The 22,362-nt window shown below is 61.1% G+C and carries 19 protein-coding genes; 14 read left to right on the forward strand and 5 right to left on the reverse strand.

What is annotated here, in order from left to right:
* Window positions 1–113: 113 nt before the first annotated feature.
* From AQ996_RS08225 to AQ996_RS08235, 3 genes are read right to left on the reverse strand one after another with little or no spacing between them, the layout of a single operon-like run.
* On the reverse strand, window positions 114–2,033 hold the full coding sequence (locus AQ996_RS08225; RefSeq protein ID WP_055252416.1) for an ABC transporter ATP-binding protein: 1,920 nt from the start codon (window positions 2,031–2,033) through the stop codon (window positions 114–116).
* On the reverse strand, window positions 2,026–3,870 hold the full coding sequence (locus AQ996_RS08230; protein WP_055252417.1) for an ABC transporter ATP-binding protein: 1,845 nt from the start codon (window positions 3,868–3,870) through the stop codon (window positions 2,026–2,028). The genes AQ996_RS08225 and AQ996_RS08230 overlap by 8 nt, the downstream gene beginning before the upstream one ends.
* Window positions 3,863–4,369, reverse strand: a complete 507-nt coding sequence (locus AQ996_RS08235) for a MarR family winged helix-turn-helix transcriptional regulator (protein ID WP_055252418.1) — start codon at window positions 4,367–4,369, stop codon at window positions 3,863–3,865. Before AQ996_RS08235 ends, AQ996_RS08230 begins: the two co-directional genes overlap by 8 nt.
* A 494-nt stretch (window positions 4,370–4,863) precedes the next feature.
* Here AQ996_RS08235 and AQ996_RS08240 point away from each other — a divergent pair, with 494 nt between their 5' ends.
* The 3 genes from AQ996_RS08240 (at window position 4,864) to AQ996_RS08250 (ending at window position 7,550) form a co-directional block, all read left to right on the forward strand.
* Complete coding sequence (locus AQ996_RS08240) at window positions 4,864–5,688, forward strand: PfkB family carbohydrate kinase (RefSeq protein WP_055252419.1); 825 nt, start codon at window positions 4,864–4,866, stop codon at window positions 5,686–5,688.
* Window positions 5,681–6,010, forward strand: coding sequence for a TIGR04076 family protein (locus AQ996_RS08245; protein ID WP_216595005.1), 330 nt, complete (start codon window positions 5,681–5,683; stop codon window positions 6,008–6,010). Before AQ996_RS08240 ends, AQ996_RS08245 begins: the two co-directional genes overlap by 8 nt.
* 178 nt (window positions 6,011–6,188) lie before the next feature.
* Entirely contained in the window at window positions 6,189–7,550 is a 1,362-nt protein-coding gene (locus AQ996_RS08250; protein ID WP_055252420.1) for an ATP-binding protein, read from the forward strand.
* A 205-nt stretch (window positions 7,551–7,755) separates the two neighbouring features.
* Here the strand turns inward: AQ996_RS08250 and AQ996_RS08255 are convergent, their stop codons facing one another.
* Together AQ996_RS08255 and AQ996_RS08260 are read right to left on the reverse strand one after the other, a co-directional pair.
* The gene (locus tag AQ996_RS08255) at window positions 7,756–8,202 is read right to left on the reverse strand and encodes a low molecular weight protein-tyrosine-phosphatase (RefSeq protein ID WP_055252421.1); all 447 of its coding nucleotides are present in this window, start codon (window positions 8,200–8,202) and stop codon (window positions 7,756–7,758) included.
* A 51-nt stretch (window positions 8,203–8,253) separates the two neighbouring features.
* Window positions 8,254–9,498 (reverse strand): MFS transporter, encoded by a 1,245-nt coding sequence (locus tag AQ996_RS08260; protein ID WP_253274629.1) that lies wholly within the window; start codon window positions 9,496–9,498, stop codon window positions 8,254–8,256.
* A 158-nt stretch (window positions 9,499–9,656) separates the two neighbouring features.
* On the opposite strand from AQ996_RS08260, the gene AQ996_RS08265 reads away from it, so the two are divergent.
* From AQ996_RS08265 to AQ996_RS08315, 11 genes are all read left to right on the forward strand, one after another.
* Window positions 9,657–10,598 carry an isopentenyl-diphosphate Delta-isomerase gene (locus AQ996_RS08265; RefSeq protein WP_148315918.1) on the forward strand — a complete coding sequence of 314 codons (942 nt, stop codon included), beginning with the start codon at window positions 9,657–9,659 and terminating at the stop codon, window positions 10,596–10,598.
* A gap of 242 nt (window positions 10,599–10,840) precedes the next feature.
* Window positions 10,841–12,298 carry an SLC13 family permease gene (locus AQ996_RS08270; protein ID WP_070097157.1) on the forward strand — a complete coding sequence of 486 codons (1,458 nt, stop codon included), beginning with the start codon at window positions 10,841–10,843 and terminating at the stop codon, window positions 12,296–12,298.
* 143 nt (window positions 12,299–12,441) lie between these two features.
* A complete protein-coding gene (locus AQ996_RS08275; protein ID WP_055252423.1) occupies window positions 12,442–13,929 on the forward strand; it encodes a UbiD family decarboxylase in 1,488 nt (495 codons plus the stop codon).
* A 33-nt stretch (window positions 13,930–13,962) separates the two neighbouring features.
* Window positions 13,963–14,541, forward strand: coding sequence for a UbiX family flavin prenyltransferase (locus AQ996_RS08280; RefSeq protein ID WP_055252424.1), 579 nt, complete (start codon window positions 13,963–13,965; stop codon window positions 14,539–14,541).
* 92 nt (window positions 14,542–14,633) lie between these two features.
* A complete protein-coding gene (locus AQ996_RS08285) occupies window positions 14,634–15,503 on the forward strand; it encodes a MerR family transcriptional regulator (RefSeq protein ID WP_055252425.1) in 870 nt (289 codons plus the stop codon).
* Window positions 15,504–15,698: 195 nt separating this feature from the next.
* A complete protein-coding gene (locus tag AQ996_RS08290; protein ID WP_055252426.1) occupies window positions 15,699–16,568 on the forward strand; it encodes a hypothetical protein in 870 nt (289 codons plus the stop codon).
* Between the two features lie 79 nt (window positions 16,569–16,647).
* The gene (locus AQ996_RS08295; protein ID WP_055252427.1) at window positions 16,648–17,541 is read left to right on the forward strand and encodes an aldose 1-epimerase family protein; all 894 of its coding nucleotides are present in this window, start codon (window positions 16,648–16,650) and stop codon (window positions 17,539–17,541) included.
* Window positions 17,542–17,800: 259 nt separating this feature from the next.
* Window positions 17,801–18,727, forward strand: coding sequence for a transporter substrate-binding domain-containing protein (locus tag AQ996_RS08300; protein WP_055252428.1), 927 nt, complete (start codon window positions 17,801–17,803; stop codon window positions 18,725–18,727).
* Window positions 18,728–18,736: 9 nt separating this feature from the next.
* Complete coding sequence (locus tag AQ996_RS08305; RefSeq protein WP_117757471.1) at window positions 18,737–19,885, forward strand: amino acid ABC transporter permease; 1,149 nt, start codon at window positions 18,737–18,739, stop codon at window positions 19,883–19,885.
* A 22-nt stretch (window positions 19,886–19,907) separates the two neighbouring features.
* Window positions 19,908–20,693 carry an amino acid ABC transporter ATP-binding protein gene (locus AQ996_RS08310; protein WP_055252429.1) on the forward strand — a complete coding sequence of 262 codons (786 nt, stop codon included), beginning with the start codon at window positions 19,908–19,910 and terminating at the stop codon, window positions 20,691–20,693.
* Window positions 20,694–20,765: 72 nt separating this feature from the next.
* On the forward strand, window positions 20,766–22,181 hold the full coding sequence (locus tag AQ996_RS08315) for a M20/M25/M40 family metallo-hydrolase (protein ID WP_055252430.1): 1,416 nt from the start codon (window positions 20,766–20,768) through the stop codon (window positions 22,179–22,181).
* Window positions 22,182–22,362 lie beyond the last annotated feature (181 nt).

Raw genomic sequence — 22,362 nt, forward strand, 5'->3', positions numbered from 1 at the left:
TCCCCGGGGCGGCGGGGTATTTCCTCCGCGCGCAGTTTCGCAGCGCAGCGAGAATGTTTGAGCACGGAGGAATTACCCCGCCGCCCCGGGGAACCCTCCGTCAGTGGCCAAGCCTACTCGAGCTCAAACGCACCCGTATACAGCTGGTAGTAATACCCGCGCTTGGCAATCAGCTCGTCATGGTTGCCGCGCTCGATGATGCGGCCGTGGTCCAGACAGATGATCGCGTCGGAGTTGCGCACGGTGGAGAGACGGTGCGCGATGACAAACGTCGTGCGGCCCTCCATGAGCTTGTCCATGCCCTCCTGCACGATGGCCTCGGTGCGGGTGTCGATGGAGCTCGTGGCCTCGTCCAGGATCATCGCCGGCGGATCGGCCACGGCGGCGCGCGCGATCGAAATCAGCTGGCGCTGGCCTTGCGACAGCTGGGCACCGTTGCCGGTAAGCATGGTGTCGTAGCCGTCGGGCAGGCGGGTGATAAAGTCGTCCGCGCCCGCGAGCTTTGCCGCCGCGATGCACTCCTCGTCGGTGGCGTCCAGGTTGCCGTAGCGGATGTTATCCATCACGGTGCCGGTGAACAGGTTCACGTCCTGCAGCACCACGCCTAGGCTTCGGCGCAGATCGGCCTTGCGGATCTTGTTGACGTTGATGCCGTCGTAGCGGATCTTGCCGTCGGCAATGTCGTAGAAGCGGTTGATGAGGTTGGTGATGGTCGTCTTACCGGCACCGGTGGCGCCGACAAAGGCCACCTTCTGGCCCGGCTTGGCAAACACGGACACGCCGTGCAGCACCTCGTGGTCGGGCGTGTAGCCAAAGTCCACGTTGTCCATGACCAGATCGCCACGCAGCGGCACATATTCGATCTCGCCGGTCGCGCGGTGCGGATGCTTCCACGCCCACATGCCGGTGTGGTGGTCGGCCTCCTCGAGCTGCCAGGTGTCGGGGTTGACCTGCGCGTTGACAAGCGTCACGTAGCCCTCGTCGGCCTCGGGCTCCTCGTCGATGAGCTCAAAGATGCGGTCGGCGCCGGCGAGGCCCATGACCACGGCGTTGATCTGCTGCGAGATCTGGCCGATCTGTCCGCAGAACTGCTTGGTCATGTTGAGGAACGGCACCACGACGGCGATGGACAGCGCCATGCCCGAGATACTCAGGTTGGGCACGCCCAGCGCCAGGAAAATGCCGCCGGCAAGGGCCACCAGCACATAGAGCAGGTTGCCCAGGTTCATAAGGATGGGCATGAGGATGTTGGCGTACATGTTGGCCTTCTGCGAGACCTCGAAGAGCTTTTCGTTGCGCTCGTCAAAATCGGCTTCGGCGGCAGACTCGTGGCAGAATGCCTTGACGACCTTCTGACCGTTCATGACTTCCTCGATATGGCCCTCGACCACGCCGAGCTCGGTCTGCTGTGCAATGAAGAAGCGCGCGGAGTTGGAGCCGAGCAGCTTGGTCATAAAGGTCATAAAAGCGACGCCGGCGATGATGACCAGGCACATCCACACGCTGTAGTACAGCATGATAAAGAATACCGTGACGATGATGATGATCGTCATGAGCAGGTTGGGCAGCGACTGGCTGATCATCTGACGCAGCGTGTCGATGTCGTTGGTGTAGTGGCTCATGATATCGCCGCGCTGGTGCGTGTCGAAGTAGCGGATCGGCAGGTCCTGCATGCGGTTGAACATCATCTCGCGCAGCTTCTCGAGCGAGCCCTGCGTGACGATAGCCATGGCGCGGTTCCAGAAGAGCGAGGACAGGACGCCGACGCCGTAGATGCAGGCGAGGGTGGTCACGAGCTGCAGAATCTTGGGCTGTGCGGCTTCCCAATCGCCCGACTGCCACGATTCGCTAATAATCTGCAGGGCGCTCTGCAGGAAGGTCGCGCCGATGGAGTTGATGATGGCGCAAAGCACCACGCCGGCGACGACAAGGGGCAAAAGCACGGGATAGAAGCCAAAGAGCGTCTTGATGAGGCGCGACATGGTGCCGCCCTTGCGGTTGAGCGCGCGCTCGGCGGTCGTTGCCTTACTCATGTGCCTCGCCTCCTTCCTGGGTCTGAGCTTGTGTTGCGGTCATGTCGGTGTTGTCTGCCGCCGTGTTCGCGTCGCCAGAGACGTCGTCGGCGTCTTGCGTACCTTCGGCAGACATCTTGTTTTGCGAGGTAAAGGTCTCGCGGTAGATCTCGCTTGTCTTAAGCAGCTCGTCATGGTTGCCGATCTGTGCGATGCGGCCGCCCTCCATGACAATGATGCGGTCTGCGTCCTGCACGGAGCTGATGCGCTGGGCGATGATGAGCTTGGTCGTGTTGGGCAGATAGCTTGCCAGGCCTGCGCGAATCTTGGCGTCAGTCTTGGTGTCGACGGCGCTGGTGGAGTCGTCCAGGATCAAGATCTTGGGGCGACGCAACAGGGCGCGTGCAATGCACAGGCGCTGCTTCTGACCGCCCGAAACATTAGAGCCGCCCTGTTCGATCCAGGTGTCGTAGCCCTTGGGGAAACCGTCGACAAATTCGTCGGCGCAGGCCAGATGCGCTGCCTCGCGGACTTCCTCGTCGGTGGCGTTCGGGTCGCCCCAACGCAGGTTCTCGGCGATGGTGCCGCTAAACAGCACGTTTTTCTGCAGCACCATGGCGACCTGGTGACGCAGCGTGTCCAGGTCGTAGTCGCGCACGTCCATGCCGCCCACGCGCACGGTGCCTTCGGTGGCGTCGTACAGGCGGGCGATGAGGTTGACGAGCGTGGACTTGGCCGAGCCGGTGCCGCCGATGATGCCGATGGTCTCGCCGCTCTTAATGTGCAGGTCGATGTCATCGAGCGCCTGGCGCTTCGCATGCTTGGAATACTTAAAGCTCACGTGGTCAAAGTCGATGGAACCGTCGGCAACCTCGAGCACGGGCTCGGCAGGATCGGCGATCGTGGGCTCGGCGGCCAGCACCTCGGCAATGCGGTGTGCCGATTCGTCGGCCATGGTCACCATGACAAAGATCATCGACAGCTGCATCAGGCTCATGAGAATCTGGAAACCATAGGTAAAGGTCGAGGAGAGCTGGCCCACGTCGAATAGCGTGCCCTGGCTCGTGATGATGAGCTTGGAGCCCAGATAGATGATGACGACAAACGCGCCGTTGACGCAGATGTTCATCATGGGGTTGTTAAAGGCGAGCAGCTTCTCGGCGCGGGTGAAGTCCATCTGGACGTCGCGCGCGGCGGTCGCGAACTTCTCCTTCTCAAAGTCTTCGCGCACATAGCTCTTGACCACGCGCATGCCGGTGACGTTTTCCTCGACGGACTCGTTAAGGGCATCGTACTTGTGGAACACGCGCGAGAAGATGGGGCGCACCTTAAAGATGATAAAGAACAGTCCAAAGCCCAGCAGCGGAATGATGACCAGGTAGACCATGGCGACGCTGCCGCCCATGATAAACGCCATGGTAAAGGCGAAGATCAATACCAGCGGCGCGCGCACGGCGATACGGATGATCATCATAAAGGCCTGCTGCACGTTGTTGATATCGGTGGTCAGGCGCGTGACGAGCGAGGAGCTCGAGAACTCATCGATGTTGGCAAAGCTGAACGTCTGGATCTTGTAGAACAGGTCGTGACGCAGGTTCTTGGCGAACCCGCAGCTCGCATGGCTGCAGGTGACGCCGGCCGCGGCGCCAAAAGCAAGCGACGTCAGCGCGATGAGCACCAAAAAGCCTGCGGTGGGAAGCATCTCGGCTACGGTGGCGCCGTCTTTGATGGCGTCGATCAGGTTGGCGGTGATAAATGGAATCAGCATCTCGCAGAGCACCTCGCCAAGCACGAGCAACGGCGTGGCAACGGTGACTTTCATATAGTCGCGGATGCTTCCCATGAGGGTTTTAATCATCCAGTTCCTCCCAGGTTACGCGGATTTTATCGAGCATTTCGGCGAGGTCCTCGCGCTCGTCGTGGGTGAGCGCGCTAAAGGCCCGTTCTCTAAAGCGGATGCGGGCCGCCTGGTCGATGCGGGCGTTTTCCCGGCCGGTTTCGGTCAGGCGAATGGTGAGCTGCCGTCGATCCTTGGGGTTACGGCTGCGCTCGATGAGGCCGTTGAGCTCGAGCTTGGACAGGATCTCGGAAAGCGATCCCGGCTTGAGGTCAAAGTGCATGCCGAGTTCCTGCTGCGACATCTCGCCGCCGGGCTGCTTGGCCAGCAGGCAGATAATGGGCGCCTTGCCGGACACGCCTCCGCCATGAAAATGCATGTAATGGCCGCAAAAGCCCAGATTATTGAGGATGCGCTTGGCAAGCTTGTCTTCGGCGCTGACCGCTTCGGGTACATCCGCCGGCTGTAACGGGTCGCCGCCGGGCTCGTGCGAACAAAGGTTAAGAGGTTCATCGCACATGAATTAGTGTTGCTCCTTTCTTTAGTTAGGTAGTGGAATTGTTTTGTGCCTAACCAATCTAGGAGCATGAGAAATGAATGTCAAGGTACCAAACTAGCCGTTACGCGGTTTTACCAAACCGCGTAACGGCTCGACGCTGCAAACCCGCCAGAGCGGCAATCTGCCTTTCAACTTCGGCGGCATGACCAGAAGGTCAATGCCGCCTTGTTTCAAGGCACCTTGCTCGCTCTGGCGGGTTTTCGCTGACTTCGCCAAAACATCGGCGTTGCCCGACTAGTCGTTTTGGCACTTGGGGACGTTCCTTAAGTGCCGGCACTTGGGGACACTCCTTGTGTCGACTAGTCATTTAAGAACGTCCCCAATGACTATCCTTCCCGTAACCTTTCCGCAACAATTTGCCCTTCGCGCCGCTCGCCTCCGCTCGCAACGTCCCCTGCGCTACACTTAGTCGCACTGTGGCGCTGCGCGCCGCGCCCGACCCAAGGGGGACACTCATGAAGAATACTCAGCTGCTGCTGATTAACGATATGTGCGGCTACGGCAAGGTCGCGCTTTCCGCCATGCTGCCGGTGCTGTCGCACATGGGCTACCGTATCCATAACCTGCCGACGGCGCTCGTTTCCGACACGCTCAACTATCCCAAGTTCTACATCCACGACACCACCGAGTACGTGCGCCAAAGCCTCGCTATCTGGGAGGAGCTCGGCTTTGAGTTCGACGCCATCTCGACCGGCTTTATCGTGACCGAGGAAGAGACACGCATCATCTCGGACTTTTGCCACCGCCGTGCGCAAAAGGGTACCAAGGTGTTCGTCGACCCCATCATGGGCGACAACGGCAAGCTCTATGCGGGCGTGCCCGAGTCCACGATTGGCCTTATGCGGCACCTGCTGGAGTGCGCCGATTACGCGGTTCCCAACTACACCGAGGCCTGTCTGCTCACCGATACACCTATTGCAGAGCAAATTACGCCCGATGAGGCCCGCGCCCTTGTGGACGCCGTGCGCGAGCTGGGTGCCAAGTCGGTGGTCATTACGAGCGCCGTAGTCAATGGCACGAACGCGGTTATCGGTTACGACCGTGTAGCGGGGGAGTACTTTACGATTCCCTTTGAGCTCATTCCGGTGTATTTCCCCGGTACGGGCGATACGTTCTCGGCTGTGTTGATGGGTCGCGTGATGAGCGGCTGGACGCTTCGGCGCGCCACGGCCGATGCCATGCGTGTGGTGGCTGAGCTTATCGAGCGCAATGCCGACCAAGAGGACAAGTCGGCCGGCCTTCCCATCGAGGCCTGCCTGGATGTGATTGACCATGAGTAACGCTGGCGAGAATGGCATCAAGCCTGCGGGCGAGAACAAGCCGCTCGGCGCTCCGCGTGGCAAGCGTCCGCGTATTCGCGTGAGCTGCGTGGACCAGCTGGGTGCGTGCCGCTGCCACCATGGTCACAAGCCGGGCGACGTCTTTGACTTCGACCGAGATCGCGGCAAGATGTGCTCCATGGCCTGCCACGTGGGCTTTCCCTATATCGATATCCTGCGCTATGGCGGAACCGTGCCCGGCAACGAGCCTGGCACGGCAAAGTTCTGCTGCCCCGAGGTCGATACGCTGAACGTTTGGCTTGCCGAGATCGTCGACGAATAGCCGGATGCGACAAAGGGGCGGTCCCTTTGTCGCATCCGCCGATGGTGCCCCTTCTTTTTTGCCTATAATCCTAAATCTCTGCATTTCATCCGATATTAGGTTCTAAAAACTCTGCATTTCATCGATAATCAAGCATATAAACTTTGCATTTCATTTGATGACACTGAGGGGAGAGCCTATGCTGCGTAGGAAAATAGCGGCAGAGCTGGAGCGTTGGCTGAAGTCTGCCGAGCAAAAGGCCTTATTCATTACGGGTTCTCGCCAGATCGGCAAAAGCTATTCGATTCGCGCATTTGGCAAAGCCAGCCATGCAACCTACATCGAGCTCAACCTCATGGAAAACCGCCAGGCAAAAGATGCTCTTCTCGAGGCGCGAGATGCCGATGATTTCATCAGCAGGGTGACGCTTCTTTCGGGAAAGCCGATGGTGCCAGGCAAAACGCTCGTGTTTATCGATGAGGTCCAAGAGGCCCCCGACATCATGACGATGGCAAAGTTCCTTGTTGAGGACGGGAGGTGTCGCTGGGCGTTTTCGGGGTCAATGCTCGGGACCCAGTTCAAGGGCGTTAGGTCCTATCCCGTGGGATATGTTCACGAGCTTAGGATGTTCCCGCTCGATTTTGAGGAGTTTTGCTGGGCGATCGGGGTGAGCGAGGGAGCTCGCCAAACGATACGCGACGCGTGTATCAGCGAGAAGCCCATTCCTGATTACATTCACGACGCGATGATGGCAAACTTCAGGACCTATACCGTTGTCGGCGGAATGCCGGAGGTCGTGCAGCGTTTCCTTGACACGCAGGGCGACCTTGCCTCTGTTCGTCAGCTACAGTCAGAGCTCAACGAACAGTACCGGCGGGATATCTCCAAGTATGCAAGCGGGCGAGCCCTTCAGGTGCAGAGCATTTACGATCAGCTCCCTATTATGCTCGAGGGCGAAAACAAACGCTTCGTGCTCAATTCCATTGACCCCAAGGCGCATTACGACAAGTACCAGCGAGATTTTGTCTGGCTTGTCGATGCCGGCGTTGCTCTCAAGGCCGATATCGTAACCGAGCCAAAATCGCCCCTGCTCAAGACGGCGCGACCATCGCAGTTCAAGCTATATCAATCGGATACGGGCATGTTGATGGCGCGCTACCCCGTTGGAGTCGCCCAGGCGGCGTATCTTGATAGCAAGGAGCCCAATCTGGGCGGCATTTACGAAAACGTGGTGGCTCAGCAGCTGGCTGCCCAAAATCGCCAGCTTTACTACTATCAGACAAAAAAGCGCGGCGAAGTGGACTTTGTGGTCGACGGACCGGATGGGACGGCTGTCCCGATCGAGGTTAAATCGGGCTCCTATTACCACGCGCACGCTGCGCTCGGTCATGTGCTTGATACGGCCGAATATGGCGTAAGGCTCGGGATTGTTTTCTCGAGAGGCAACGTTGAGCGCAACGGAGCTGTTCTTTATTTGCCGCTATATGCGACCTGGGTCCTTTCGGATGTTTTGGGCGACTCCCGTGCCGAGGGGATAAAGCTGGAGGTCAAGCCGGTCTAGGGCCAGTCCCGAATGTGACAAAGGGGCAGTCTCTTGGTCGTATCGAGTTCCACTGCCCGAGAAAATGGGCGTGGATTTTCTCCCGTTTAGAGCGCACTTGAACGCTCAAAGTGGGAGGTTTTCCACGCTCGATCTGTATACGAGAGAAAATCCACGCTCGATGTATACCGATGACGCGGTTCGCGCGGTTTGTGCGCCCGCGAACCTACATCTGCTCGAGCATGGCAGTGCAACCGTCGAGCACGTCGCGGTAGGTGGCATCGAAGTTACCGGTGTACCAGGGATCGGCCACGTCGCCGGGGCGCTCGGTCCAATCGAGCAAGCGCGTAATTTTGCCGTCGGGGTCGTTGCCAAAGATGCGACGCAGGCCACGCGCGTTCTCAGCATCCATATAAACAATGTGATCCCAGTTGCCATACTCTGTGCGACGCACCTGGCGGGCACGGTGCGCAACGACGGGAATCCCGACCTCGCGTAGCTTGGCAACGGTACCGTGATGTGGCGGGTTGCCGATCTCCTCGGTCGAGGTCGCGGCGGAATCAATGACAAACTCGCCCGCGCGCCCGGCGCGGTGCACCAGCTCGGTAAACACCGATTCAGCCATCGTCGAGCGGCAGATATTTCCATGACAGATAAACAGTACACGTTGCATATGCGGTTTCCTTTCGATCGCCATCATCGAGCTCGAGTATCGCATCTACGCCTATGCCCTCGCCCGCCTGCGCTCCCAGCGAGCCAACTTGATCGTCACCAGCGTGAGCATCCAGGCCACAAGCGAGAACGCGGCGCCCACTGCGCCCACGTACGCAATGCCAATGCTGCTTACCACGGCGCCGCCCACTGCGGTGCCAAACGAGATACCGACGTTAAACGCCATGGGCTCAACCGAACTTGCGAGTACCATCGACTTGGGATGGCGGCTGCGCGCCACGTCCATAAAGTGTGTGATGCACGACACCGAGAACAGGTACATGAGCAGCGCCAAGCTAAAGACAAAGGCCAGCGCGAGTGGCATAGTGCCGCCCACAGCGAACAGCCCGAGTAACGCCGCAGCCTGCAGCACAAACGTCACAAGCAGCGCCTTCATGCCAAAGCGCGCATCGATCCATCCGCCCAGGATGTTCGAGATCAGGCAGAACACGCCATAGGCCATAAGCGTGGTGCTCGCCTGGACAGTGCCCATACCCAGCACCTGCTCCAGATAGGGCGTCACGTAGCCGTAGAATACATAGACCGAGCCCACACCAAACAAGAAGATGAGCATGCCGGTGATGATGCTCGGCTCGCGTAGCAGACCCGCCTGCTCGCGAAAGGTGGCAGGCTCGTCGGTTTGCCCAGCGCGCGGCATAAACATCACGAGCGCTCCGCAGATCAAAACGGCAAAGGCCAGCGTGCCGTACATGGCCACGTGCCAATCGAGCGTGTCGGCCACAAACTTGCCAATCGAGGTCACAAAGACCATTGCCACGGAAAACGCACCATATACCACCGAGATGGCAAGCGAAGTTTGCTGCGGGGACAGCAGCTCGGGGATGTACGTCACGCCCACGGCGAGCAGTGCGCCCGAGACGGAACCCAGGATGATGCGCGAGATAAAGAGCACCTGGAAGTTGGGCGCCAGTGCCATGACCAGGTTGCCGAGCACAAAGACGATGCTATAGCACACGAGCAGCTGGTATCGGCGAAAACGCCCCGTGCTGAGCGCGAGCACCGGCGTCGCGATAGCGTAGACAAGCGCAAACACGCTGATGAGCTGGCCCGCAGTGGCAAGCGATATGCCGAGTTCCGTCGCCAAGTCACTTTCGATGCCGATGACCACGAACTCCGAGCAGCCGAGCGAGAAGCCCAGCAGCACGAGCAGCGCCAGGCAGAGCTTGGTGCGCGCGGGGGAGAGCGCGGCGGCGGTTGACTTACTTTTAGGCGTGGTTGCGGCGGTCAAGGTTGTCACTCCAATGTCGCATGAATAAGCGGGATTCAATCCCTGCAACTCTAACAGAATGTGTCAGGTGCCTGCCCCCTTTGTCGCAGGCTGCGCTTGCCTGTATAGTCGCAATACAGGCGAAGATGGTCTCAGGTACATCGCGGGCGACAGGAGATCCCATGGGTATGCACACGACAAAGGTTGCAGTGGGCGAGGGCAAGTTTGCGCTCGAGGCCCAGCTGACGGTGACACCGCGAGGCATGGCGGTCTACGCCTGCTCGCCGGAATTTGCGCACCTGGGCGCCACGGCACAGGCCATTCCGCGTCCCGAGCCCGGCCGTACGGCGACGGTGAGCATCCTGGCCGTTCCGTGCCATCGAGACGAGATCCCGGCGCACGATATCGCGGCGGCGCTGGCCACGCGCTTTAGTGTGCCGGTAGTTGCAAGCACAGGTTTTCATGTCGAGCAGGCGAGCACGGATGACCTGCAGCGCGTGCTCGATACCACCAAGGAGCTCATCGCCGCGCTCGAGGAAGCTGCCGCCCGCATTCTGCGCGCCGGCTGGGATGAGGGCGGCGCGGGTGCCGAGGTCGTGGCGGTCGATGCCGCGACCGGCGAGGCGCTCGGCCCCGTCGATCGCATCGAGGCCCATGCCGGTGAGGGCATCCTGCATCAGGCATTTCTGACGCTTCTGGTCGAGGGACAGGGCGAAGACGCGCGCCTGCTGCTCTGCCGCCGCAGCCCGCTCAAGCGCCTGTGGGGCGGCGTGCTGGCCGACGGCTGCGCCGGGCATCCGCTCCCTGGGGAAGACGTCGCCGTCGCGACGGCGCGTCGCATCAACGAAGAGCTCGGCATCACGCGCGCATCCGACCAGCTCAAGCACCTCGGTCACGTGACCTACCGCGAGGACCACGGCGACGGTCGCTGCGAGTGCGAATGGTGCGAGGTCTACCTTGTTCATGTTGAGCCGGGCGAGCTGCATATCAACCAAGAGGAGATCTCGGAAGTGCGCCGCGTGGCCCCGTCCGAGCTCAAAGGCTACCTGCAGGGTCACCCTGAGCAGCTGGCCCCCTGGCTCCGCGAGGCTCTGGAGGTCCCCTCCATCCGCGCAGCCCTCGCTATGTGAAAAAAGACAGTTCCTTTGCCATATCCAAACCGTCACAGCATTCGATGAAAATCTCGAAATCGAGGAAAAGCGTCGAATGTTGTGACGGTTTTTGTCCAGGGGATCGCTTCTCATCCAAAAATCCCGCTTGACTGTATTGCCGCAACACAGCGCAACGTAAGGGGTGTCCGATAACGGGCGCCCCTTTTTAAGTGGCAACGTGGCTGCGAATCCGGAGCGCCCCCAACAAGAAAGGTGGGGAGATGGAAGCGGAAAAGAAGGCGTTTAAGATCACCAAGCGTGAAATTGGCTTTGTGCTGGGTATCGTTGTCTTTTTGCTGGTGAAGTTTCTTCCTTTGGCGGAGCTGAGCTCGACGGTCGAGCTCACGGTCGGCGGTCAGACCTGTCTGGCACTGACGCTCGCCACGGTGGTGTTCTGGGCATGTGGCGTGGCACAGCCGGGCTTTGTGGGCCTGCTCTACTGCGCGCTGCTCGTCCTGTTTAAGGTGTGCGTGGACGACACGGGCGCCGCGAGCATCTCGGCGACGGTCGCCTCCACGTTTAGCTCGTGGACTAAGGCCACCATGTGGCTCGTCATCGGCGCCTACCTCATCGCCAGCGCGGTCAAGGAGTCGGGCCTGGGCGAGCGCATCGCCTATGCGTTCATGCTCAAGTTCGTGCGCGATGCCAAGTCGCTCATCATCTCGATTTTCGCGCTCACCTTTGTGCTGTCGCTGCTGATCCCGCATCCGTTCCCCCGTGCCTTTCTCATCCTCGCCGTCGTCTCGGTAATCGCCGAGTCCGCCGGCTACGGTGACGACGACCGCGGCAAGCTCGGCTTCCTCGTGTTTGCCGCTGCCGCCCCGGGCTCCATGTTCTTCCTGACGGGCGACTCCACGCTCAACCCGCTCGTTGCGCAGTACAGCGCCGAGGCCGGCGGCATGAGCCCGTCCTTTGTCGACTGGTTCCTGTACATGAGCGTGCCTATGCTGGTCGCGCTGCTGTGCACCCTGTTCCTGGGTCTCTTCCTCTTTAAGCCCAGCAAGGAACTCGTCTACGATCGCGAGCAGATCGTGGCCAAGCAGGCTGCGCTCGGCAAGCTCTCCGTCAAGGAGATCCGCACCATCGTGTGGCTTGTCATCGCCATCGCGCTGTGGCTCACCGTCTCGGGCGATTACATCGGCTGGGTGACACTTGCCATCGGCGTCGCGCTCGCCATGCCCATCATCGGTGAGGTCCTCACTCCCGCCAGCTGGAACGCTGTCGACATCAAGTCTCTCATGTTCCTGACGGCCGCCATGGCCGTGGGCTCTGTGGGCGGTGCCACCGGCATGAACGCCTGGATCGCCGATGTCGTGCTTCCCAGCTCCGTGCCCGAGAACATCTTCCTGTTCGCCCTGCTTGTCGCCGCGCTCTCCATGATCATCCACATGTTCATGGGCTCGGTCATGGCCGTGCTCGGCGTGTGCGTGCCGGCGTTCATCAGCTTCGCGGCTGGCTCCAGCGTGAGCCCGCTCGCCGTGGCACTCATCGTCTTCACGTCCATCAACATCCACTTCATTCTGCCGTTCCATAACCTGCCGATCCTTATCGGCGAGGGCAAGGACGCCGGCGGCTACACCTCCAAAGAGGCCATGCGCATGGGCATTCCCCTCACCGCGGTCGTCTTTATCGTCGTACTGGTCGAGGCCGCCTGGTTCCACCTCTTTGGCCTGATGTAAGCGGTCGAGCGCTTGGGCTGTAAGCAGCCGAACGCTTGAGCCGCGAGTGGCCGGGCGCTCCATCCATGAGCGCCGCGGCCCCGCTACGTTACCCAGCCCGGCGGCATGCCGTCGCCGGGCACTCTCCCGAAAGGAGCACTCCCATGTCCACCACCGATGCTTCCCAGATCCACGACCTGCGTTCTGCACTCGACTTTTTGCGCGAGATGCCGGGCCAGCTGCTCGAGACCGACACCCAGGTCGATCCGGACGCCGAGGTCTCGGGTGTCTATCGCCACGTCGGTGCCGGCGGCACCGTTATGCGTCCGACCAAAGAGGGTCCGGCGATGGTCTTCAACAACGTCAAGGGCTTTGACGATGCCAAGGTCTGCATCGGCATGCTTGCCAGCCGCAAGCGCGTTGCCGCCCTGCTCGACCTGGACGAGGAGCACCTGGGCCTCGAGATCGGCAAGCGCTTCGAGAACCTGATCGCGCCCGAGCAGATCGCCGAGGGCGCGCACGTCGACTGCCAGGAGGTCGTGTACAAGGCGACCGACGAGGGCTTTGACCTGCGCAAGATCGTTCCCGCCCCCACCAACACGCCCGTCGACGGCGGCCCCTACATCACCATGGGTCTCGCCTATGGTACGAGCCCCGACGGCTCCCAGTCCGACGTGACCATCCACCGCTTCTCCTGCGTCGACAAGGACAAGCTCGCCATGTGGATTACCCCGGGCAGCCGTCACCTGGGCGCGTTCTTTGACGAGTGCTGCCAGCGCGGCGAGGACATGCCCATCTCCATCTCCATCGGCCTGGACCCCGCCGTGTACATGTGCTGCGGCTTCGAGGCTCCTACCACGCCGCTTGGCTTCAACGAGCTGCAGATCGCCGGTGCCCTGCGCGGCCACGCCGTCGAGCTTGCCGACTGCGTCACCGTTCCGCAGAAGTGCATCGCCAATGCCGAGTACGTGCTCGAGGGCTACCTCATGCACGACGAGACCATCAACGAGGACGTCAACGGCCACGGCTACGCCATGCCCGAGTTCCCCGGCTACACCGGTGGCGCCAAGGTCTGCCCGGTGATCAAGATCACCGCCGTCACCACGCGCGTCAATCCCATCATGGAGAGCTGTATCGGTCCTTCGCACGAGCACGTTTCCATGGCGGGCATCCCTACCGAGGCTTCCATCTACAAGATGGTCGAGACCGCCATCCCGGGCCGCCTGCTCAATGTTCACGCTGCCCCCTGCGGCGGCGGCAAGTTCGTTGCCATCATGCAATTCAAGAAGTCGAGCAAAAATGACGAGGGCCGTCAGCGCAACGCCGCCATGCTCGCCTTCTCGGCATTCTCCGAGCTCAAGCACGTCATCCTTGTTGACGAGGATGTCGATATCTTCGATATGAGCGACGTGATGTGGGCCATGACCACGCGCTTCCAGGCCGACGTCGACCTCATCACCATCCCCGGCTGCCACTGCCACGTGCTCGACCCGTCCAACGATCCCGCGTTCGACCCCACGATCCGCGAGCATGGCATCGCCTGCAAGGCCATCTTCGACTGCACGGTTCCGTTCGACCTCAAGAAGAATTTCATTCGCTCGCAGTTCATGGAGATCGACACAGACAAGTGGGCCAAGGAGATTGCTTTCTAGTAAGTAGCCCTACCAAGTAGTTAAGGAGCCGTCATGCCTGAGTCTTCTGTCCGTCCCCGTCGCATTGTCGTTGGCGTGTCTGGCGCCAGCGGTGCCGCGCTGGGTCTTGAGTGCCTCAAATGCCTGCGCCAGGCAGGTGCCGAGTCGGCGCTTGTCGTCACGCGCGGGGGAGAGATCACCATCGAGCAGGAGCTCGGCATGACGCTCGACGAGTTTGCCACGCATGCCGATGTGGTCTACGACAACAAGAACATCGGCGCCGCCATCGCAAGCGGCACCTATCCGGTCGACGGCATGATCGTGGCCCCGTGCTCCATGAAGACGCTCGCCGGCATCGCGAGCGGCTACAGCGACAATCTGTTGCTGCGTGCGGCCGACGTGCAGATGAAAGAGCAGCGCCGCCTGGTGCTCATGGTGCGCGAGACGCCCTTCAGCGCCATTCATGTCGACAACATGGCGCGCCTTGCGCGCGTACCGGGCGTCATGCTCATGCCGCCCATGCTCACGTTTTACAACGGCCCCGCCACGCTCGATGACGCGGTGCACCACATCGCCGCCAAGGCGCTCGAGGCCGTCGGCGTGTCATGCGCAAACTATAAGCGCTGGTCATAGGCGTCTTTAGGGTAGGATACGAGTAGTGTTTGAGCCCGCTGCCCCTGTGGGCGGCGGGCTTTGTGCGCAAAAAGGATGTGTCGGGAGGACCTATGCAGACGGGCATGTATGCGATTAGCGAGATGGCGAGTTTGTTTAACGTTTCGCGCCAAACGCTCATCTACTACGACAAGACCGGCCTGTTTAAGCCCGCCGTGGTTAACGAAAAAGGCTACCGTTTCTATTCGCCCACGCAGATCCCGCTCATGCGTCTGATCTGCATGCTGCGCGACCTAGGGCTCGAACTCGATGAGATCGACCGCCTAGCCTCGACGTTCGACATTAGCGAGATGACCGACCACCTGCGCTCGCGGGTGCAGGCGCTCGACGAGCAGATTGCCGGGCTCAAAGCCGAGCGTGCGAGCGTGCAGGAGCGTCTGAGCTTTTACGACGAGGCAGTTTACTGGCGCGAGCGCGAGGGCAAGCCGGAGCTCAAGCAGTTCGAGCGCCGCTTCGTGGTCTTTGAGGAGTTTCCAGGCGATATCGAGCGCGGCCGCTCGATGCTTCACCCCACGCTCATGCGGGCCATCCTGCGCATGCGTGCGTTGACGGGCACGCGCCCTATGCGCGGCTGGGGTGCCATGCTGCGTCGTGAGGCGCTGCATTCCGACGACCCTATCGCCGGCGCGGGCTCCTTTGCCGTGCTGCCGCGCGGTGTCGAGGAACTGCTGCCGAGCGATCCCGCCGAGCTGGCAGAGATCGGCATCGAAGTGCTGCCCGAGGGCACATACCTGTGCATGAGCCGCTGGGGTATGCCGTACGAGCCCGAGGGCATCCGCGCCATCGTTGCCTGCATGGACGAGCACGCGCTCCAGCCCGTTGGCAACGCTTTCGACTTTTGCTACCTCGATACCACGAGCTACGACGAGTCCCACCAAGAGGACTTTTGCTGCATCCAAATCCCCGTTACCCTCCAGATGTGACAAAGGGACAGTCCCTTTGTCACATTCGCGGCATGGCTGCTGCCCAAACCGTCACAACATTTGATGAAAATCTCGAAAACGAGGAAAAGCGTCGAATGTTGTGACGCTTTTCCTGTCTGTGCCGGCGAGCTCCCGTGCCATCTGGGGGTATAAGGCTGGCAAGTGTTTATTTGCGAGGCTTAAGGGGCGCCCCGTATGGATATCGATAACTTTGAATGGTGGTATAGCGAGGGCGAGGCTCCGGACGAGGAGTGGGACGAGCCCGCGCCGCGTGACGTGTCGAGCGACGAGGACGAGGCCGGCAACGATGCTGCTGTCGAGCCTGACGCCGCCTCCGATGCCGCCGAGCCCCTGACCTTTGAGCAGGCTTGGGCCCAAGCCGAGGCCGATGAAGCTAAGGCCGATGCCACGGCCACACTCGGTGAGCCGGCGGACATGTCCATCTCGCCGGCCAAGATCCCGCAGCCGCGCCATAACATCGACCCCGGCAGTACGGCATCCTTCAGCATTCTCGACGTGCCCTCGCAGGGTGCCCAAGCACCCGCGCCCACACGTCGCCCCGACCTGGCTCGCGAGGAGGACGCGGGCCGTCGCTCTCCGCTTGGCCCCATCCTTATCGCCTTTATGGCCGGCGTTATCGCATGCTCGGTAATTGGAAACGTCTGGAGCCATGTTGAACAACAGCGCAAAGACGCCGCCAAGGTCGAGATGTCCGTCGAACAATCGCTCAGCCGCACGCGCTCGGTGCATGTATCGGTCGAGGTCAAGGACGGCGCGACGTGGGACACCGCGCGCGGCGACAGCCAGATGCTCGTCCATATCGTGGGTCGCACGCTCAAGGGGCAAGCGATCGACGAGTACCAATACGTCAATTCCGAAGGTGACGGCATCGAACTCAAGCCCGGCGACTACGAGCTCACGGTCGATGAGCCGCCCGTCGCCACCGACGGCACGCGTTACCGTGCCTCAAAGCGCATGGTTCCGGTGAGTTTTAATTCACAGGCGCCCGATACGGTCGATAGCACGCCGCAGGGCGGGTTTGACCTTTACGCTATTGCTCAATAACTGCACCTGTCGCTCAACCCCGCCGCCAAGAGTGGGACAATAGCCCTCGACACCGTTGTTTACTATTGGAGGAAGTAGCATGTCCACCGTCACTACCATCAAGCGCGGCGGCCTCATCGCGGCCATCGATTCCATGGGCGCCCAGCTCACGAGCCTTGCCCTCAACGGCAACGAGTATCTGTGGCAGGGCGACCCGGCCTTTTGGGGCAAGCATGCGCCTATCCTGTTCCCCATCGTGGGATCGCTGCGCAACAACATGGCGACATCTGCGGCCGGCACCTGCGAGATGCCGCGCCACGGACTCGCTCGCATCGTCGAGCACAAGTTGGTCGAGGTCTCCGAGGACGGCTCGTCCGTCACCTACGAGATCACTGACACGCCCGAGTCGCTCAAGGCGTTCCCGTTCCACTTTAAGCTCAACATGACCTATGCCCTGACCGGCGACGCCACGCTCACGCAGACCTTTGCGGTCACCAACACCGGCGACGTGGGCCTGCCGTTCTCGGTGGGCGGCCACCCTGCGTTTAACGTGCCCGTCCCCGGTGCCGAGGACGAGACGTTCGAGGATTACGAGCTGGCGTTTACCGAGGCTTGGACTAACGAGGCCCCCATCATCACGCCCGACGGTCTTATGACGTTCGAGGGTAGCTACAAGGCTCCCGATAACTCGGACGTGCTGCCCATCACGCACCGCAGCTTCGATAACGACGCCATCATGTTCACCGATACCCCGGGCTCCACGCTCACGCTGCGCGGTCGCAAGTCGGGCCATGGCGTCAAGATCGACTTTGAGGGCTTTAAGTACATCGGCGTGTGGTCTGCCGCCAACGACGCCCCGTTTGTGGCGCTCGAGCCCTGGACCGGTCATACCACCATGGACACCGAGGACGATGTCTTTGAGCACAAGGTCAACACCATCACGCTGGCGCCGGGCGAGACGGACGTCCGCAGCTTTAGCGTCACCTTGCTCTAGAGGTTCCGCCGTTCTGACGAACGGCGGACCGGTCGACGCTGCGCGCCGCCCAGAGCGACAATTTGTCATTCAAAGGGCAAGGCATGACCAAAAGGTCTATGCCTTGCCTTTTTCATGCCAAGTGGTGCATGGGGGGGACAGGTTGCTTTGCGCCAATCGTCCTCGTGTGTCTATTAATTTTTCGCGCACATGCCGCGCTGCTGGTTGCGGGCGTATATCCTGTCTTATTGTCAGCAAAACGAAATTGGGAAGGCACCAGATGCAATCTCGACAACAGCGCGACATGCAGGCCCAGCCGGTATGCAGTCGTCGCATCTTCTTGGGTAGCGCTCTCGCTGCGAGCGCAACCGTTGTCGCCGGCGCGCTTGCCGGCTGCCAGCGTCCGTCCACACTCAAGGTGGTCCAGCCCACGACGGGCGGCGGTCGCGATGACCTGTCCGATTCCGTTATCGGCAAGGATAAGATCCGCATTGGCATGGAGGCGGCCTACGCCCCGTACAACTGGCAGGTTTCCGAGGCCAGCGAGTTCACCATTCCCATCGACAACGTGCAGGGCGCCTATGCCGACGGCTACGACGTGCAGATCGCCAAGATCGTCTGCAAAGCCCTCGGCGGCGAGCCTGTTGCCGTCAAGCAGAGCTTCTCGGGCCTTATCGATTCGCTTAACAACGGCCAGATCGACCTCATCATCGCCGGCATGAGCGCCACGCCCGAGCGCGAGGAGTCCGTCGGCTTTTCCAAGCCGTATTTTATCGGCTATTTTGGCCTGTTCGTAAAAGAGGGCTCGCCCTACCAAAACGCGACCAAGCTCAGCGACTTTAGCGGCGCCACGGTGCTCGGCCAAAAGGACACGATGCTCGACACCGTCATCGACGAGATTCCGGGCGTCGTCCACAAAAATCCGGTCGATTCGGTACCCACGGTGTTCTCGAACCTGCTGCAGGGCACTTGTGACGCCGTGACCTACAACACCGAAAACGAGAAGGGCTATATGGCCCAAAACCCGGGCATCGTGCCCATTCGCTTTGCGGAGGGCGAGGGCTTTAAGCAGGAGGTTACGACAAACGTCGGCTGCCGCAAGGGCTCGGACAAGCTGCTCAAACTTATCGATAAGACGCTCAAGGGCATCAGCCAGGAGGAGCGCGACCAGATGTGGGACGCGTGCCTCGACCGTCAGCCGGCATAGGGAGGCAGCATGAAAGCTATCAATCGTCTGGCCTCCTTTATCAAGGCCGACCACCGTTATGTGTATCTGGGCACGAGCGCTATCGCGGCGCTCGGTCTGGCGTTTAGCCAGCGCAACCCAACGCCGCTGAGCTTCTTGGCGCCCACGGGCGTGTTCCAGGATTGTCTCTGGGCGATTCTGTGGGCCTGGATCGTCGTATCGGTGGCAGCGCTCGTCACCAAGCTTATGCACTGGAACGACTATCGCGAAACGTCGCCGTTCGCATCCGAGCGTTGCCGTCGCGGCGCGCGCCTGGGCAGCTATGTCGTGGTTGCCATCGCGGCGATCTTCTTTATCGACCGCTGCGTCATGTCGTTTGTCGACCTGGTGCAGGTGAGCATTGTCTCGGACTCCAATCCCAGCGACTTTCTGTCGAGCTTGGTCTACATGACCTACAAGAGCGGCGACTTCTTTATCCGCGGTATCGAGATCACCATCGCGCTTGCCACCTTCGGCACCGTCATCGCCTTCTTCTTGGCGCTGCTCTTTGTGTTCTTGCGCACCCAGACCTTCGATCGCGTCGACAACGACCTGGTGCGCTTCTTTAAGAGCATTGGCCGAGGCTTTGCGACCGTCTATTCCACCGTCGTGCGCGGCACGCCCATGATGGTCCAGGGCCTGCTCATCTATTACGCGGGCTTTACCGTTCTGCGCGGCATGGGCTTCGAGACCGCCCAGGCCAACCAGATCTGGAGTACCTTCACCGCCGGCCTCGTCACCATCTCGCTCAACTCCACCGCCTACATGATGGAGGTCCTGCGCGGCGGCATCGAGTCCATCGATCCCGGCCAGGCCGAGGCAGCGCGCTCGCTGGGCCTGTCGCAGTGGCAGGCTATGCGCAAGGTCGTGTTCCCCCAGGGTATTAAAAACGCGATCCCGGCGCTCACCAACGAGCTCATCATCAACATCAAGGATTCGTCGGTGCTCTCGGTCATCGGCGTGTTCGACCTCATGTACGCTACTACCACGGTCGCCGGCGTGTACTACCGCCAGATGGAGGTCTACTGCGTGGCGCTCGTGGTCTACCTGATCCTGACGCTCGTGGCGAGCCGCCTGCTCGAGGCCTTTGGCAAAAAGCTCGGCGCCGAGGCTCCTGCCACGCTGCCCAGCTCTAACTAGGCTTAAGACGAGGAGAATCATCATGGCAGATACCGCCATTACCGGCACTGCAGCAGCCGTGCAAAACCAAGAGCCGCTTATCTGCGTCGAGGGCCTGCGCAAGAGCTTTGGCTCACTCGAGGTACTCAAGGGTATCGACTTGTCCGTCAATCCCGGCGAGGTCGTCACCATTATCGGCGCCTCGGGCTCGGGCAAGTCGACGTTTCTGCGCTGCCTTAACCTGCTCGAGACTCCGGATGCCGGCCATATCTGGTTCCACGGCCAGGACCTCACGGCCGAGCGCTGCAATATCAATAAGCTGCGCGAGGACATCGGCATGGTGTTCCAGGGCTTCAACCTGTTCAACAATATGGACGTGCTCGACAACTGCACGCTCGCGCCCGTCACGCTCAAAAAGATGAGCAAGGCCGAGGCCGAGAAGGTCGCGATGGAGCATCTGACGAGCGTGGGGCTCGAAAAGTTCGCGCACGCCGCCGTGGGTCGTCTGTCCGGCGGCCAAAAGCAGCGCGTGGCCATCGCCCGCGCCCTGTGCATGAATCCGCAGATCATGTTGTTCGACGAGCCGACCTCCGCGCTCGACCCCGAGATCGTGGGCGAGGTGCTCGAGGTCATGCGCAAGCTCGCCGCCGACGGCATGACCATGGTCGTCGTCACGCACGAGATGGCCTTTGCCCGCACGGTGTCCGACCGCGTGGTCTTTATGGACAAGGGCGTGGTGCTCGAGGATGCCGCGCCGGCCGAGCTCTTCGGCAACCCCAAACACCAGCGCACTCGTGAGTTCCTCTCTCGCTATCTCGAGGACAAATAACCGACCGCAAACGCTTACGTTGCAGGGCCGCTCCCGTGGGGCGGCCTTTGTCGTCACAATCGAAAGGATGTCATGGCCGAGGTTTGGCGCTTCTTTGCGCATGAGGACGATTTTGCCGATATAGACGAGGTCGGCGCGTGCGAGCGCTTGGGCCGCGTGCTGTCGTTTCCGACCATTTCGAGCATGGATGCCGAGGCGGTGGACTGGCAGCCCTTCGACGACCTGCGCGCCTATATGCAGCAGGCCTGGCCGCGCGTGTTCGCGGCGGGCGAGGTCGAGCTTGTCGACCATTCGCTGTTGGTGACGCTTGACGGTTCCGACCCCGCCCTCAAACCCGTCATGCTCATGGGCCACATGGACGTGGTCCCCGTGGTGCCGGGCACCGAGGCCGACTGGACGCATGCTCCCTTTAGCGGACAGGTGGACGACACCTACATTTGGGGGCGCGGCGCTATCGACATGAAAGACCAGGTCGCAGGTATTCTCGAGGCGGTTGAGTATGCGTTGGCGCACGGTTGGGAGCACAAGCGTTCGCTGCTGCTGGCTTTTGGCCAGGACGAGGAAACCACGCAGTACGGCGCGGGGGCGATCGGTCGCGTGCTCGAGGAGCGCGGTATTGAACTTGAATACCTGATCGACGAGGGTGACTACCGTATCGTTTCGGCTGCCGAGTACGGCGCGGGCGAGGGCTGGCTTATGCATGCCGACCTTGCCGAGAAGGGCTACGCCGATATTGTGCTCAAGACGAAGAGCGAGGGCGGGCATTCGTCCAACCCCTACGGCGGCACATCGCTCGAGGTACTGAGCCGCGCTATCGCCGCAATCTGCGATATCGAGTGGCCGACGCGTGTGACCGATCTGCTTGCCGCACAGCTTGTCGAGCTGGGGCTCTACTCGGCCGACGAGATTGCCTCCAACAAGGACACCATCGTGTGCGAGTGCCTCGCCAGCAAAAAACTCTACCCGCTCGTGACCACTACCTGCGCGCCCACGCAGATCGAGGGCGGCAGCGCTGGCGCTAACGTGATGCCACAGGATATGTGGGCCAACATTAACTTCCGCATGCTCGAGGGCACGAGCGTGGCCGACGTTGTGGCGCGCTGCCGTGAGGCGGTTGCCGGGGCGGACCTTGCCGGTCGTGTCGAAGTGGAGCTGGGCCCCGGCAGCTCCGAGCCCTCGCCGTCCCCGCGCATCGGTGGTCCCGGCCTCGAGGCGGTTCGCTCCATCGCCGCCCGTTATTTCCGCGATCCAAAGGGGACGGAGGAAAACGGATCATCCGAGCCGTTGGCGATTGTCCCCTCGACCGTGATCGGCGCGACCGACGCTGCCAACTACCAGCACATTTGCTCCGAATGCATTCGTTTTTCGGCGTTTGTGGTCGACGATGACGAGTGCAACCGCGGCGTCCACGGCACCAACGAGCGCATCACCCGCCGCGCCTACCTCCAGGGTGTTCGCTTCCTCATCGCCCTGCTTCAAACGCTCTAGAATGTGACAAAGCGACAGTCTCTTTGTTAGCCGTTGGGGACGCTCTTAAACGACTAGCCGTTAAGGAACGTCCATTACAGTCGAAATTGTCAGCCCGGGACCGTCTCGGGCTACGATTGAGGCGCGCCCAGAACGGGCCGCCGACCGGGCGCCCGCGCACGGCCGAACGTCCCTGCCCCCG

Source organism: Collinsella aerofaciens, assembly GCF_001404695.1.
GTDB classification, from domain to species: Bacteria; Actinomycetota; Coriobacteriia; order Coriobacteriales; family Coriobacteriaceae; genus Collinsella; species Collinsella aerofaciens_E.